At 62.9% G+C, this 14,372-nt stretch carries 13 protein-coding genes; 9 read left to right on the forward strand and 4 right to left on the reverse strand.

Annotation, left to right across the window (positions count from 1 at the left end; genetic code table 11):
- Nucleotides 1-9 precede the first annotated feature (9 nt).
- From HNR38_RS02070 to HNR38_RS02090, 5 genes are all read left to right on the forward strand, one after another.
- On the forward strand, nt 10-1,482 hold the full coding sequence (locus tag HNR38_RS02070) for an FAD-linked oxidase C-terminal domain-containing protein (RefSeq protein ID WP_183699264.1): 1,473 nt from the start codon (nt 10-12) through the stop codon (nt 1,480-1,482).
- Nucleotides 1,475-2,542 (forward strand): glycolate oxidase subunit GlcE, encoded by a 1,068-nt coding sequence (gene glcE / locus HNR38_RS02075; RefSeq protein WP_183699266.1) that lies wholly within the window; start codon nt 1,475-1,477, stop codon nt 2,540-2,542. The genes HNR38_RS02070 and glcE overlap by 8 nt, the downstream gene beginning before the upstream one ends.
- 2 nt (nt 2,543-2,544) lie before the next feature.
- A complete protein-coding gene (gene glcF / locus HNR38_RS02080) occupies nt 2,545-3,753 on the forward strand; it encodes a glycolate oxidase subunit GlcF (RefSeq protein ID WP_183699268.1) in 1,209 nt (402 codons plus the stop codon).
- 94 nt (nt 3,754-3,847) lie between these two features.
- Nucleotides 3,848-4,288 (forward strand): DUF4124 domain-containing protein, encoded by a 441-nt coding sequence (locus HNR38_RS02085; RefSeq protein WP_183699270.1) that lies wholly within the window; start codon nt 3,848-3,850, stop codon nt 4,286-4,288.
- A 90-nt stretch (nt 4,289-4,378) separates the two neighbouring features.
- Nucleotides 4,379-5,581, forward strand: coding sequence for a multidrug effflux MFS transporter (locus HNR38_RS02090; RefSeq protein WP_343068207.1), 1,203 nt, complete (start codon nt 4,379-4,381; stop codon nt 5,579-5,581).
- Between the two features lie 5 nt (nt 5,582-5,586).
- On the opposite strand, the gene HNR38_RS02095 is transcribed toward HNR38_RS02090, so the two are convergent.
- From HNR38_RS02095 to HNR38_RS02110, 4 genes are read right to left on the reverse strand one after another with little or no spacing between them, the layout of a single operon-like run.
- Nucleotides 5,587-6,390: an ABC transporter ATP-binding protein gene (locus tag HNR38_RS02095; RefSeq protein WP_183699272.1), complete on the reverse strand. Its 804-nt coding sequence runs from the start codon at nt 6,388-6,390 to the stop codon at nt 5,587-5,589.
- Nucleotides 6,387-7,382: a FecCD family ABC transporter permease gene (locus HNR38_RS02100; protein WP_183699274.1), complete on the reverse strand. Its 996-nt coding sequence runs from the start codon at nt 7,380-7,382 to the stop codon at nt 6,387-6,389. Before HNR38_RS02100 ends, HNR38_RS02095 begins: the two co-directional genes overlap by 4 nt.
- A 16-nt stretch (nt 7,383-7,398) precedes the next feature.
- Complete coding sequence (locus HNR38_RS02105; protein WP_183699276.1) at nt 7,399-8,397, reverse strand: iron chelate uptake ABC transporter family permease subunit; 999 nt, start codon at nt 8,395-8,397, stop codon at nt 7,399-7,401.
- A 35-nt stretch (nt 8,398-8,432) separates the two neighbouring features.
- On the reverse strand, nt 8,433-9,392 hold the full coding sequence (locus HNR38_RS02110; RefSeq protein ID WP_183699278.1) for an ABC transporter substrate-binding protein: 960 nt from the start codon (nt 9,390-9,392) through the stop codon (nt 8,433-8,435).
- 117 nt (nt 9,393-9,509) lie between these two features.
- Between HNR38_RS02110 and HNR38_RS02115 the strand changes: the two genes are divergently transcribed.
- From HNR38_RS02115 to HNR38_RS02130, 4 genes are all read left to right on the forward strand, one after another.
- Complete coding sequence (locus HNR38_RS02115) at nt 9,510-10,436, forward strand: LysR family transcriptional regulator (protein WP_183699280.1); 927 nt, start codon at nt 9,510-9,512, stop codon at nt 10,434-10,436.
- Between the two features lie 136 nt (nt 10,437-10,572).
- Nucleotides 10,573-12,639: a TonB-dependent receptor domain-containing protein gene (locus HNR38_RS02120; RefSeq protein ID WP_183699282.1), complete on the forward strand. Its 2,067-nt coding sequence runs from the start codon at nt 10,573-10,575 to the stop codon at nt 12,637-12,639.
- A 15-nt stretch (nt 12,640-12,654) separates the two neighbouring features.
- Complete coding sequence (locus HNR38_RS02125) at nt 12,655-13,509, forward strand: ABC transporter substrate-binding protein (RefSeq protein ID WP_183699284.1); 855 nt, start codon at nt 12,655-12,657, stop codon at nt 13,507-13,509.
- Between the two features lie 9 nt (nt 13,510-13,518).
- Nucleotides 13,519-14,370, forward strand: coding sequence for an Nmad3 family putative nucleotide modification protein (locus HNR38_RS02130; protein WP_183699286.1), 852 nt, complete (start codon nt 13,519-13,521; stop codon nt 14,368-14,370).
- The last annotated feature ends 2 nt before the right edge of the window (nt 14,371-14,372 follow it).

Below are 14,372 nucleotides of genomic sequence, written 5' to 3' on the forward strand. Positions count from 1 at the left end.
GAGAATGTCATGACAACCGAATCCATACCCAGCAAACATCGGCTGGCGGACGAGTTCCGGTCATTCATCGACCCGGAATTTGTCATTACCGATGATGAAACCCTCAAGCCTTACGAGTGTGATGGCCTGGCGATGTACCGCGAGATGCCCATGCTGGTGGTGCTGCCCGAGACCGTGGACCAGGTCCAGCGGGTAATGCGCATCTGCCACGAACAGGGTGTACCGGTGGTGGCCCGGGGCGCGGGAACCGGCCTTTGCGCCGGTGCCATGCCGCACCGGGAAGGCGTGGTGTTGTCGCTGGCCAAGTTCAACCGGATTCTGGACATCGATCCGGTCGCCCGCACCGCCCGGCTGCAGCCGGGGGTGCGAAACCTGGCGATCAGCGAGGAGGCCGCGGCGCACGGGCTGTATTACGGGCCGGACCCGTCCTCCCAGATTGCCTGCACCATTGGGGGCAACGTGGCGGAGAACTCGGGTGGCGTCCATTGCCTGAAGTACGGCCTGACCGTTCACAACATCCTCAGTGTCGAGATGGTCACCGCCGAGGGCGATCGGGTGACCGTGGGCAGTGACGGCCTGGACAGCTGCGGTATGGACCTGCTGGCCCTGATGACCGGTTCGGAAGGGCTGCTCGGGGTGGTGACGGAGGTCAAGGTCAAACTGCTGCCCACCCCGGAAGTGGCCCAGGTGATCATGGCCGGTTTCGACAGTGTCGAGAAAGCCGGTGATGCGGTCGGCGGTGTGATCTCGCACGGGATCATTCCGGGCGGTCTGGAGATGATGGACGGGCACGCCATTATTGCCGCGGATGATTTCTGCGGCGCCGGCTACCCCAGGGATGCTAAAGCCCTGCTGCTGTGCGAGGTGGATGGCACCCGCGAGGAAGTGGATGAGCACATTGCCGAGGCCGAGGCCCTGTTCCGCAAACTCGGCGCCACCTCCATCCGAACCTCCGGCAGCGACGAGGAACGGGCGCTTTTATGGAAAGGGCGCAAGTCGGCATTCCCCGCGGTCGGTCGGATCTCGCCCGATTACTACTGCATGGACGGCACCATTCCCCGGCGTTACCTGGCGCATGTGCTGCTCGAAATGGAAAAAATGACCGAGGAATTCGGACTGCGGGTGGCCAATGTGTTCCATGCCGGCGATGGCAACCTGCACCCGCTGATCCTGTTTGATGCCAACGTGCCCGGTGAGTTCGAGCGTACCGAAGCCTTTGGCAGCCGGATTCTGGAGCTCTGTGTGGAAGTCGGTGGCTGTATTACCGGCGAGCATGGCGTGGGCGTGGAGAAGATCCGGCAGATGGCGGTTCAGTTCAGCGATGACGAACTGCAGCAGTTCCATGACGTCAAGGCCGCCTTTGATCCCACCGGCATTCTGAACCCGGGCAAAGGGGTTCCGACGCTCAGGTTCTGTCAGGAATACCGGTCCATCGAACACAAGCAACACAAGCACGAACAGACGGATGCCGCCCATGGCTGATAACACCCAACAGATACAGGAGCAGGTGCTCCAGGCCCGTGACAGCGGGCATAAACTCAATATCGTCGGTGGTGGCACCAAGTCGTTTATGGGCCGCACCGCGGATGAAACCGCAGATACCCTGAACCTGGCGGACCATTCCGGCATTGTGGAATACCATCCGGTCGAACTGGTCATGACCGTCCGGGCGGGCACACCGCTGACCGAGATTGAAGCCGCACTGGCTGAACACGATCAGTGCCTGCACTTCGAGCCGCCCCGGTTTGGTGACGCCGCCACCATCGGCGGCACACTGGCCTGTAACCTCTCCGGCCCGGCGCGGCCATGGAGCGGTTCGGTGCGTGATCAGGTACTGGGCGTCCGGCTGATCAATGGCAAGGGCGAGCACCTGCGCTTTGGCGGCCAGGTGATGAAGAACGTGGCCGGCTATGACGTCTCCCGTCTGCAGGCCGGCGCCCTGGGTACCCTGGGCGTGATGACCGAAATCAGCCTGAAAGTCATGCCCCGTCCGGCGTCGTCCCTGACACTGGTGCAGGCCATGTCACCGGACGAGGTGATTGACTACATGAACCGCCGGGCAGCAGAGCCCAAACCGATCACCGGCGCCTGTTGGGTCGACGGCAAGGTTTATCTGCGTCTGAGCGGCGCCCGTTCGGCGGTCGAGGCCACCGCGGACAAGTGGTCCGGCGAGGTCATGGAAGGCGGTGAGACCTTCTGGCAGCAGGTGCGCGATCTTCAGCACAGCTTTTTCGCGGACGATGATCAGCCGTTATGGCGGTTTTCTGTGGGATCCACCGCAGCCATCGATGCCGGTCGGGGCGACTGGTTTATCGACTGGGCCGGCTCCCAGCGGTGGCTGAAAGGCGAGGGCGATCTGGCTGAGATGGAAGCGTTGGCCACCGCCGCCGGCGGTCAGGTCAGCCTGTTCCGGGGCGGTGACCGTCACGGAGAGGTCATGCACTCCCAGCCTCAGGCGCTGAAAACCATTCAACGCCGAGTGAAGCAATCGTTCGATCCCGATGGCCTGTTCAATCCGGGCCGTCTCTACAGTTGGTTGTAATTATGCAGACGAATCTGGTTCAACAATTTGCCAATACACCGGAAGGACAGGAAGCCGAAGACATTCTCCGGGCCTGTGTTCACTGTGGATTCTGCACGGCCACCTGTCCGACCTATCAGGAACTCAATGACGAGCGGGACGGGCCTAGGGGGCGCATCTATCTGATGAAGATGTTCCTGGAGGGTGGGGAAGTCACGGAAAAAACCCGGGAACACCTGGACCGCTGCCTGACCTGCCGCAGCTGTGAAACCACCTGCCCGTCCGGCGTACAGTACGGCCGGCTGGTGGACATCAGCCGGGGCCTGCTGGACCGGGAAATGCCCCGCTCACCCCGGGAACGCTGGGTGCGCTGGGGTCTGACCCGGGTGCTGCCAAATCGCCAGCTGTTTGGTTCCATGCTCAAGCTGGGCCAGGCCTTCCGGCCCGTATTGCCACAGGCGCTGCGCGCCAAGGTGCCGCCCCGGCGCCAGGCCAGCCCCTGGCCGGCCAGCAGTCATAGCCGGGTGGTGCTGGCACTGGCCGGCTGTGTCCAGCCCTCGGCCACTCCCAACACCAACGCGGCGGCGGCGCGGGTTCTGGACAAGCTGGGCATTACGCTGGTCGAGGCGCCGGAAGCTGGCTGCTGCGGGGCGGTTAATTACCATCTGTCGGAACACGAACGTGGTCTCGAGCAGATGCGCCGGAATATTGATGCCTGGTGGCCTGCTATTGAGGCCGGGGCCGAGGCCATTGTGATGACCGCTTCAGGTTGTGGTGCGATGGTTCAGGATTATGGCCATCTGCTGAAGGATGATCCGGTCTACGCCAACAAGGCGAAGCGGGTCAGCGAGCTGTGTACGGATCTTGGTGCGTTCCTGCTGAACGAGGACCTGGAGCCCCTGAAAGCCAGCGCCGGGGCCGGAAAGGTTGCGTTTCACTGCCCCTGCACCCTGCAGCACGCCATGAAACAGACAGGTGTCGTGGAGCAGGTGCTGACCCGTGCCGGCGTGGATCTGGCCCAGACCCGCGACAAACACCTGTGCTGTGGTTCGGCAGGTACCTATTCGGTTCTGCAGCCGGAGATGAGCCAGAAGCTGCTGGATAACAAGATCAAGGCGCTGACGGTGGAGGACCCGGTGAGGATTGTCACTGCCAACATTGGCTGCCAGTTGCACATTGAGAGCAAGGCGCAGGTGCCGGTACATCACTGGATTGAGTTGTTGGATCGGTAGTATCCCGTCGACAGCAAATACGGGTATAGTCAGAAGGGCCGGTGCAGGGATTGCATCGGCCTTTCTGTTTGCCAGTACATCACAGGATGTGATCATGAAACCAGGGATCAGGGCTTTAACCCTGCTGCTGAGCAGCGGGCTTGCAGTAACCGCGAGCGCCGAGGTATATCGGTGGACCGATGCCAGCGGCGCTGTGCATTTCTCGGACACACCGCCAGACACCGGGCAGCCGGCGAGGGTGGAACTGCGGGAACCTGTGACGGTTCCGATGGCGGATAACATCGGGCAGGCGGAGCGGGTCCGCAAGAGTCGTAAGGCCGTTGGCCGCATGCTGGCCCCGTCCGGCGAGGATCGCTACCGCCAGGAAAAACAGCAGGCCCAGGCCCGGGCCGCCCGATGCCGGAAGCTGAACCAGCGGCTTGAGCGGATTCAGGCGCAGTTGCGGCGCGGTCACAGCAATGAACGGGGCAACCGGCTCAGGGAGCAAAAACGGGAGGTTGGGGATCAGTACAGCCGCGAGTGCATACTGAACTGAGTTCGTCTGCAGTGCGGCAACTTCGGAAACTTCTCATTGCTATTTAATAACGGTTATTGTTAGCTATCTACCTGATTCTCAGGAGGGTAGATGTTGTCGCATTTTCAGCTTGCATTGATGCTTGGCATGACCGTGGCGCTTGGGCCCCTGGCCCTGGACGCCTATCTGCCGGCATTTCCCGACATGGCCGACGGCTTTTCCGTGCCCCATGCCGATATCGGCCTAAGCCTCAGTGCCTATGTCTTTACGCTTGGTCTGGCCCAGTTGGTTGGCGGGCCCCTGTCCGACCGTTACGGGCGTAAACTGATTCTGTTTGGCGGGCTGACGGTGTTCGCCGCCGCCGGGCTGATGATTGCCCAGTCCGGCACCCTGGGGGAACTGGTGTTCTGGCGGGTGATTCAGGGCATTGGCGGGGCTTTCTGTGCGGTGTCGGTCCCTGCCATCGTGCGGGATCAGACCAGTGGCCAGGAGTCGGCGCGCCTGTTCGGGCTGATCGGCCTGATCATGTTCATCGCACCGGCAGCGGCGCCGTCACTGGGTGCTTTTACGCTGAGCCTGGGTGACTGGCACTGGATATTCGTAGTGCTGGCTGTCTATGCCGTCTTCCTGGCCTTTGTACTGCAAACTGCGCTGTTTCCTCGTCTGGCTCCCAAACCCAGGGCCACCACGCCGGTCAGCACCCTGGTGACCAACTATGGCCTGGTGCTGCGGCACAGCGCCACCATGCGCTTTGTTGGCATCCAGGTACTCTGTTTCAGCACCATGCTGCTGTTCATCACGCATTCCTCATTTATCTACCAGGAATGGTTCGGCCTGTCGAACAGCATGTTTTCGGTACTGTTTGCCGCCAATATTGTTTTCATGGCGGCGCTGAACCTGATCAACCGGCCGCTGTTGCGCCGGATACCATCCGTGCAACTGCTCCGGGTGCAGGTGATCATGCAGTTTGTGGCCCTGCTGGCCCTGGTGACCGTGGTCGCCATGGACGGCCCGTTCTGGGCGGTGGTGGCCTGCATGATCGCGGCCATTGGCTGCCAGGGCGGTATTGTGCCCAACAACATGGCCAACGCGCTGGAGTTCTTTCCCCATCTCGGCGGCACGGCGGCGGCCCTGCTGGGGGCGGCCCAGTTCACCCTGTCGGGCGGGATCAGTGCGCTGTCGTCGGCCTTTGGCGGCGACGCCCTGTTGCCGATTGTGGTGAGTATGCTGGCCTGCTCGACCGGGGCGACCCTGCTGGTTCTGGGTGCACCCGGTGCAGTGGCCCGGGAGAGACAGGCGGCTGCTGCCGCCTGAGGATTTCAGCGGGCGCTGGCCCGCCGGACATTGATCAATAGTGGGCTGCCCGTGGCCGGATCATGGGTGAGCTCGCAGTGTACTCCGTAGAGCTGCTCCACCAGTTCCGGCGAGACAATCTCGGCCGGAGCCCCTTCCCGGATGATCTCACCGGCCTTCATGGCCACCATGTGGTCCGAGTAGCGACAGGCGCTGGGCAGGTCATGAACCACCATGGCAATGGTCTTGCCCTGGGCACTGAGTTCGCGGATCAGCTCGAAGACTTCAATCTGGTGCCCCAGATCCAGGGCTGAGGTGGGTTCGTCCAGAAGCAGCAGAGGCGTCTGCTGGGCCACGGCCATGGCGATCCATGCCCGCTGGCGCTGGCCGCCGGACAGGGTGTCCAGGGCCCTGTCCGCCAGTTGTTCCATGTCTGCCGCCGTCATGGCCTCGTCATAGGCTCGCTGATCCTCACGGGACCACTGTTTCATCCATCCCTGATGCGGCTGGCGTCCGAAACGGACCAGGTCCCCGACCGTGAGCCCTTCCGGTGCGGTATTGTCCTGGGGCAGCAGGGCAAGCTTGCGCGCGACTTCCCGGGACGGGAGTGTGTGGATATCCTTGCCATCAAGCAGGACCGAGCCCTGTGCCGGAGTGTGAATACGGGCCAGGCCATTGAGCAGCGTCGACTTGCCGCAACCATTGGGGCCAACGATGGCCGTCACCCGGCCCGGGGGCAGGGCAACGCTCAGGTTCTCGGCCACGATAAAGCGACGGTGCGCCAGGGTAATGGCGTCGGCGGCCAGGGTCGACGTCTTGGTTGGACTCATGTCGGACTCCGTTGGGAAGGTCTCAGCAGTATCCACAGAAGATAGGGACTGCCAATAATGGCGGTAATGATCCCTACCGGTACTTCCAGAGGTGAAAACAGGGTTCTTCCAAGCAGGTCTGCGGTCACCATGAAGGTTGCGCCGGCCAGTGCGGAAGCGGTCAGTGGCACCTTGCCCGGGCGACAAAGCGTGCGGGCAAGTTCCGGCGCCAGCAGGGCAATCAGACCCACCGGGCCACAGACGGAAACGGCCAGCCCGGTCAGCAGCACCGACAGCCCAAGGCCGAGCACCCGGGTAGAGCGCAGGCGCGTGCCCAGGGCAATGGCAACCGGGTCAGAGAACTGCAGGGTGTTCAGGGCGCGGCTGATGCCCATCAGCGCGAGATAGCCGATGCCCAGCCCGACAGCCAGCACCAGGACGCTCTGGTCAGAGCGGGCATTGAGGCTGCCCACCGTCCACGGGTAGGCGGCGTTGGCCGTGTCGATGGCCACCCGGCTGAGCAGGACCTGGGTGGCCGAACCGGCAATGGCACCGATGCCGATGCCTGCGACGATGAAACGGTAACCCCTTGTGCCTTTTGCGCCCGCCAGCCCGAAGGCCAGGGCGGTGGCAACCGCGGCCCCGGTCAGCGCCATGGTGGACGGTGCTAGGGAGACCCCGATACCCACCACAGAAGCCACGGCAAAGGCTGTGGCTGCGTTATCAATGCCGATGATGCCGGGAGTCGCCAGCCGGTTGCGGGCCAGGGTCTGCATCAGGCACCCGGCCATGGCCAGGGCGGCTCCTGTCAGCAGCCCGGCTAGGGTCCTGTCCAGGCGCAACTGGTTTACCACAAGATCGGTCATGGGGTCGGCCTGGCCAGCCAGCGCCAGTGCCACCTCTGTTGGTGTCAGTTGCAGCGTGCCGATAGCCAGAGATGCCGTAATGGCTGCCAGCATGACCACGAACAGGGCGATATTGGTGATGGTGGTTCGCTTGTCGGGCAGTGTCATGTCGGGTCCTTGTCCGTTACAGCGAAGGCATACGGCCGGCCCTGACAATGGCCAGCAGGATGGGGGCGCCCACCAGTGCCGTGACAACGCCCAGGGGCATTTCGGCCGGGGCGGCAATCAGCCGGGAGACAATGTCGGCGGCCAGCAGGATGATCGGCCCGATGGGAGCACACAGCCACAGTGTCCGGCGAATGTCGGGGCCCGCCAGAGCGCGGGCGATAAATGGCACCACCAGCCCGACAAAAATCAGGGGGCCGGCCAGCGCGGTGGCGGAACCCACCAGCAGCGCGACGGACAGGGTGATCAGCAACCGGATACGGCCGGGATGATGTCCCAGGCCTACCGCTGCTTTCTCACCCAGGGCCATGGCGGCCAGAGGCCTGGCCACCATCACGATCATGACCAGGGCGAGGATGATCGAGGGCAGGGTGGCGCCAAGCATATCCAGGGGCTTGCCTGCGATACTGCCGGTGATCCAGAAACGGATTTCGTCGGCGGCCCGCTGGTCGACGAGCATAAGCATGGAGGTCAGTGCCATCAGCAGGCCGCTCAGAGTGGCGCCGGCCAGTACCAGCCGGACCGGATCGTTCCCCAGTCCCTGAACGCGGGTGGCCGCAATCACCAGGGCGCAGCCGGCCAGCGCCCCCAGTTGAGCTACCAGGGTGGTGAGGGTGGCGGTGGTTGCCCCCAGCAGGATCGCCAGCGCCACCGCAAAACCGCTGCCGGCGCTCACGCCCAGCAGTCCCGGTTCCGCCAGAGGGTTGCGCGTCATTGATTGCAGGAGTGCGCCGGCCAGCCCCAGGGCCAGGCCGGTCACCATGCCGATGATGGTGCGCGGCAAGCGTAGTTCCATCAGGACGAATCGTGCTTCATCCGTGCCGCCACCGGCCAGAACGGCCAGGGCTTCTGCCGGCGATACCGGGCCGGCGCCATACAGCAGGCTGCCGATTGCGACCAGCAGAAGTAAAAAAACCGCCGAAGCGAGCGGCGGAAGGAAGGCGCGAGACACAACCACGCGTTTTCTTGCAGATGTTGCCAAGATTCGTGACCTCAGGGATTCATGTCACGAACAGCAACCTCAATGTCATCAAGGATGGCAAGCACGGCCAGAGGGCCGGAAGCGCTGGTCCAGAGCTGACCGCTGACGGAGGCCACGCGGCCGGCCTCGACAGCCTCAAGGCGCGCAAATGCCGGGGATTTGCGAGCGGAGTCGAGCGCTTTCTGGCCATCCTCATTCAGGGTCGCAAGGAACACCCAGGTCTGATCCATGCTAGAGAGGTTCTCGAGGCTCAGGGGTTCGCTGTGTGGGCGACCCTCTTTCACCAGACCATTGTCGGTTACGTCAAAGCCAACAGCCTGGAGGATGGAAGCGGAAAACAGACCCTCGGCCATGACCAGAGGCCCCTGGGGCATCCAGCGCACCAGCGTGGCGTCGCGCTGATCGGCAGGGATCGTCTCATTCACCAGGTCGGCCACCTCGGCGATGCGGTTCCGAACCCGGTCAATCACCGACTCGCCGGCTCCTTCCCGGCCCAGTGCGCTGGCATACAGGCGCGTCTCCCGGATCCAGCTGTCGGGCTGGAACAGTGGCACGTCGGACACCACCACGGGCGCCACCCGGGAGAGCAGCTCGAACTGTTCTTTGCTGGTGCGGCTACTGGTGAGAATCAGGTCCGGCCGGGCGGCGACGACTGCTTCAATGTTGGTTTCGCCCGGCGTGCCGACAATGCGGATGTCGCCGGCCTCGGATTTGATGTAGTCCGCCACGTCGGTTCCGCCACGGGTAATCACTGCGCCGACTGCGTTGGCGTCCACCGCAAGGGTTGCATCCAGGGCGCCTTCGTAGAGCGTGACCACCCGCTCCGGCTGCCCCTCAATGGTGACCGGTCCGAAGGCGGTATCAACCGTATGCTCGGCGGCCTGAGCCGGTGACAACGCAGCCAGTGGCAGGACCAGGGCGGCCAGGGTCTTGGTAAGGATGGCTTTTAGGGGGTGGTGCGAACGACTCATTCGGTAAAGGCTCCAGACTATGCGTGGCGATCCAGGATCAAATAATGATAATTGTTCTCATTGCTTTTTTAAAGTGCTATCTTGGAACACTCAGTTTCATATTCCGGGATGGTTGCCATGTATGATTTTCAGGAACTTGAAGCCTTTGTGTCGGTGGTCCGGACCGGGAGCCTGACCGCCAGCACCCGGGATCTTGGGCTGCCAAAGTCCACGCTCAGCCGGAGGATCCGGCAACTGGAAGAGGCGGTTGGCCAGCCCCTGCTATTACGCCAGTCCCGCCGGATCCTTCCCAATGAGGCGGGGCGGGTGTTTTACCGCTACAGCAATGACATGCTCGAACTGGCCTCCCAGGGCCGTGAAGCCCTGGACGAATTGCGTGAGGAAGTCAGCGGCAGGCTGTCGCTGCGCTGTCACGAAAGTTTTGTTCGGGGCTGGTTTTCCAAGCTGGTTGAGTCGTTCATGGAATCGCATCCGGACCTGCGTGTGGCGATCGGTACCCAGCGAGCCGTGCCCGAGAGCCTGGACAGTGATGTCTGCATCTGGCTGGGTCCGGTGGGTGACACGGCCCTGCGTCAGGAAAACCTGGGCAACCTGACCCAGGGGGTCTATGGCAGCCCGGACTACTTCAGAGAGCATGGCTCGCCGCAGACCCCGGGCGATCTGGACGATCATCGCTGGGTGGACCTGCTCGGTGATAGCGCCGAGGGTGTGGTACTCCGGCACTCGCGGTTGGGCGTCTACCCGCTGACAGTACCTGACAGAGGGCTGACGGTGGACCAGTTGAGTGTCCAGGGCGATGCCATTGCCAGTGGACGGGGGCTTGGGCTGATGCCTCACTGGCTGGTGGAAAAGCGGTTGCAGGCCCATCCCGGCACACTCGAGCCCTGCCTGACTGAATGGCAGGGGCCGGCGCTGCCGGTGACCATGCTGTATCCCCATGGCCATCTCCCGCGCCGCGTCAGAGCCTTTTTGGCTAATATCCGGGCCGCCGTCCCCGCTGCCTGGGGGCAGTCAGTGTCTGTCGAAGGCGAGAACGTTCCGTAAACCGGAACGGATCATTCCGGCATCAATCAGCTTTCCGTGTGTTAATGTTCGCCGCACTGATAATGATTCGCATCTGCCAGTGATAATTAAATCCTGCAGTTGCGGTGAGCGCAACATTGAACACAAGGAGTGATTCATGCCCCGTCGTATTTCCCTGCTGGCGTCAGCCATCGCCATGGCGACTGCCGGTTCCCCGGCGTTTGCCCAGTCCGAACCCATGGAACTTGGCGAGATCGTGGTGACCGCTGCCGGCTTTGAACAGAACATTTCTGACGCACCGGCCAGTATTTCCACCATTTCCGGTGACGAGCTGGAAAAAAAGTCCTACAGCAGCATCGTAGACGCGGTGAATAACATTCCTGGGGTATTCGTCACCGGTGGCGGCGCCTCCCAGGACATCAGCATCCGGGGCATGGACAGCAGCTACACTCTGTATCTGATCGATGGCCGGCCCATATCCGACGGGCGTTCGGTCAACACCAACGGCACCGATGGCGGCAAACAGATTGGCCTGCCGCCGGTCTCCATGATTGAGCGGGTGGAAGTAATCCGTGGCCCCATGTCATCGCTGTATGGCTCCAGTGCCATGGGCGGTGTGATCAACATCATCACCAAGAAGCCGACCGATGAGTTTTCCGGGTCCATTACCACGGAATACAACCATTCCCTGAATGACATCAACAACGATGGGCAACAGGTAAGCTTCTCCACGTCCGCGCCGATCATCAAGGGACTGCTGGGTGCCCAGGTGCATGGTAGCTGGCTGGGGCTGGAGGAAGCCGACTACATCGGTGGCGATGATAACGCGGAGAGTACCCCGGAAACGGATACCCGCCAGGGCGGCGTCGAGCTCTATCTGACGCCGGATGAGGAAAACGAATTCACCCTGGGCTATACCTCCTCCACCAAGGAATACACCCACCGCCCCGGTGCCAGCATTCCGCTGATGGGTGGCCGGGGTGGCAACACACCCAACGAAGTCAGCACCACCCGTTACGACAAGGATGTGTACACCGTCGGTCACAAGGGCAACTACGGCAACCTGATGACGGACACCTACCTGCAGCACGACGTGTCCGAACGTATCCAGGAAGACGAAAAGAAAGAGGACCTGACCACGTTCAACACCCAGGCTACCTACTTCTGGGGTGAGCACGTGCTCACCATGGGCGGCCAGTACAAGGAGGAGGAGCTGGTTGATGAAAGCAACGGGCTGCTGAGCGCCAATGTTCCCGGGGCGGTCCGCAGTGTTGATCGCTGGCTCGCCTCGCTCTATGCGGAAATGGAGTGGCGCCTGACCGACAAGCTCAACCTGACCACCGGTGTGCGTTACGACGACGATGAGCTGTTTGGGGGGCACCTGTCTCCGCGGGTCTATGCGAACTACCATGCCACACCGCAATGGACCCTTAAGGGCGGGATTTCCACCGGTTATCGCCAGCCGGGACTGTCTGATGCCACCGAAGGCTTTGGCCGCGGCACCGGCGGCGGTGACTGGCGTAACATCCCCAACCGGAATAACCCGCGGGCGCTGATCATCGGTAATGAGGATCTGGATCCGGAAACCAGCACCAACTACGAGTTCGGGTTTGTCTACCAGAACCCCGCCCGGACACTGAACACCAGTGCCATGCTGTTCTTCACCCAGTTCGACGACAAGATCGCCGAGGACCGTCTGTGCGAAACCGCGAACCCGGACCGCTACGACCCGTCCACCTGGGACTGCAGCTATCAGGGCGTGACTTACCAGTTTGTCGGCACCCGCAGCAACATTTCCGAGGCGGAAATGCAGGGGGTGGAACTGACCATGGATTACGACATCACCCGCGATGTTCGCCTGAGCTCCAGTTACACCTACACCGAATCCGAGCAGAAAACCGGAGAGTTCGCCGGCGAGCCGCTGAACCGGGTTCCCAAACACATGGCCAATGTGTCGGTTGACTGGCAGGCCACTACGGACCTGAGCCTTTGGGCCCAGGGCAATTACCGGGGCAAGACCAGCGATTACCTCAGCCGCACCAGCATGGGCGACGGCACGCCGGATTACGGCTTTGTGGATGTGGGCCTGGTCTACAACCTGAGCAGCAGCGCCCGTATGAAAGCCGGCATCTATAACCTGGCCAATGACGAAGTGACCAACGACGACTACGAAGTGGTCCTGGACGGCCGCATGCTCAACGTCGGCCTGACCGTCGATTTCTGACCGGAGGAACCCTGAATGACTTCACTGAAAACACTGATGGCCGGCGCGCTGGCGGCGCTGACCCTGGCCGGCTGTGCCGCAACACCGGAGACCTCCGGGCCGAGCGTGGTAAGTTACGACCACGGGGCCCTGGATACGCTGCTGGAACTGGGCGTGGGCGATCGCGTTCTTGCCGTTCCCCAGCAGGGACTGCCGGATTATCTGTCGGACCTGGCCGGCAGGCTCCCGGATGCCGGCAGCCTCAAGGAACCGGACCTGGATACGCTGGCCCGGCTTGACCCGGACCTGGTGATCATGACCGGACGCCAGGGCGAGGCCATTGATGATGTAAGGGCGATGACCCGGGTTAAAGAACTGGCCACGCCGGAGGGCGATTACCGCGAGGCGATCACCGAACGCGTGCAGGACCTGGCCGGACTCTATGGCGTTCAGGACCGGGCCGGTGAGGCGCTGGCGTCACTATGGCAATACGTGGATCGTCAGAAAAACCGTCTGGCGGATGCCGGCACGATCACGGTTGTGACCCACAACGACGGCCATTTCTCCCTCCGTGACGAGGCCGTGGTCTACGATCTGCTGGCGCTGACGCCGGCGCCGGTACCTGACACGGTGGAGCCGATTCACCGGGGCACCCGAATCTTCTACCCGGTCGATCTGGATACCCTGGCCGGTATGGCGCCCGATGTTCTGCTGGTGGTGGACCGGAGCGCTGCCATCGGTGCCGAGCCACTGGATGCGGGCTGGCTGCGTGACGCCCTGCCGGATGGCACCCGCATGGTGGTTCTGGACCCGGGGCTCTGGTACCTGTCGGGTGGTGGCCTGATGAGTGTGCGTCTGCAGGTAGGTGAAGTGGTGAACGCGGTCCAGTAAAATGGCCCCATGAAACTGATCCTCAGCCGTAAAGGCTTTGACAGCGCCTCCGGAGGATGCCCGAACCCGGTGTTTCCGGATGGCCGCTGTCTGGCCCTGCCCATTCCCGACCCGCAATCCCCGATCCGTTACAGCCAGATCCGTCACCAGGGCGCCAGTCTTGGCCGGCTGGTGGCGCAACTGACCGGCCAGCCGGCGTTTTCCCGCCGTGGTGCCCACCTGGATCCGGACCTCCTGGCCGACGCGTTGCCCCGGCAAGCCGGCTGGCGGCCACTGCTGGGACAGCACAGTTCCGCCCAGGCGCACCTGGCCAACCATGGGGTGGCCGAGGGCGACCTGTTTCTTTTCTTCGCCCTGTTCCAGCCGGTGGAACCGTTCCGGGGCCGCTGGCGCTTTGTGCCGGGCAGCCAGGCATTCCACAGCCTCTGGGGCTGGCTTCAGGTGGCGGAGGTCTGGCCGCTGGACGGAACCCGATCGGTGCCGGCCTGGGCCGCCTACCATCCCCACCTTCACGGTGATCGCTCCCGGCACAACTGCCTGTATGTGGGCCGGGATCGCCTGGCATTGCCGGGACGTCAGACCAACCTTCCCGGTGCCGGCATCCTGTCCACCCTGACCGGGGCGCATCGGCTGACCGAGCCCGGAGCGACCCGCGTCACGGACTGGCGACTGCCTGCCGCGTTCCTGCCCGGTACCGGCCGTGTGCCGCTGAGTTACCACCACAAACCCGAGCGCTGGTCTGAAACACACGATGGCTGGTGTCGGCTGCGCAGCGCAGCCCGGGGCCAGGAGTTTGTTCTGGACCTGGACGACTATCCGGCGGTGATTGACTGGCTGGCCAGTCCCGGACTGCTGGGCTGATG

The sequence above is a fragment of the Marinobacter oulmenensis genome, from assembly GCF_014201735.1.
GTDB lineage: Bacteria > Pseudomonadota > Gammaproteobacteria > Pseudomonadales > Oleiphilaceae > Marinobacter > Marinobacter oulmenensis.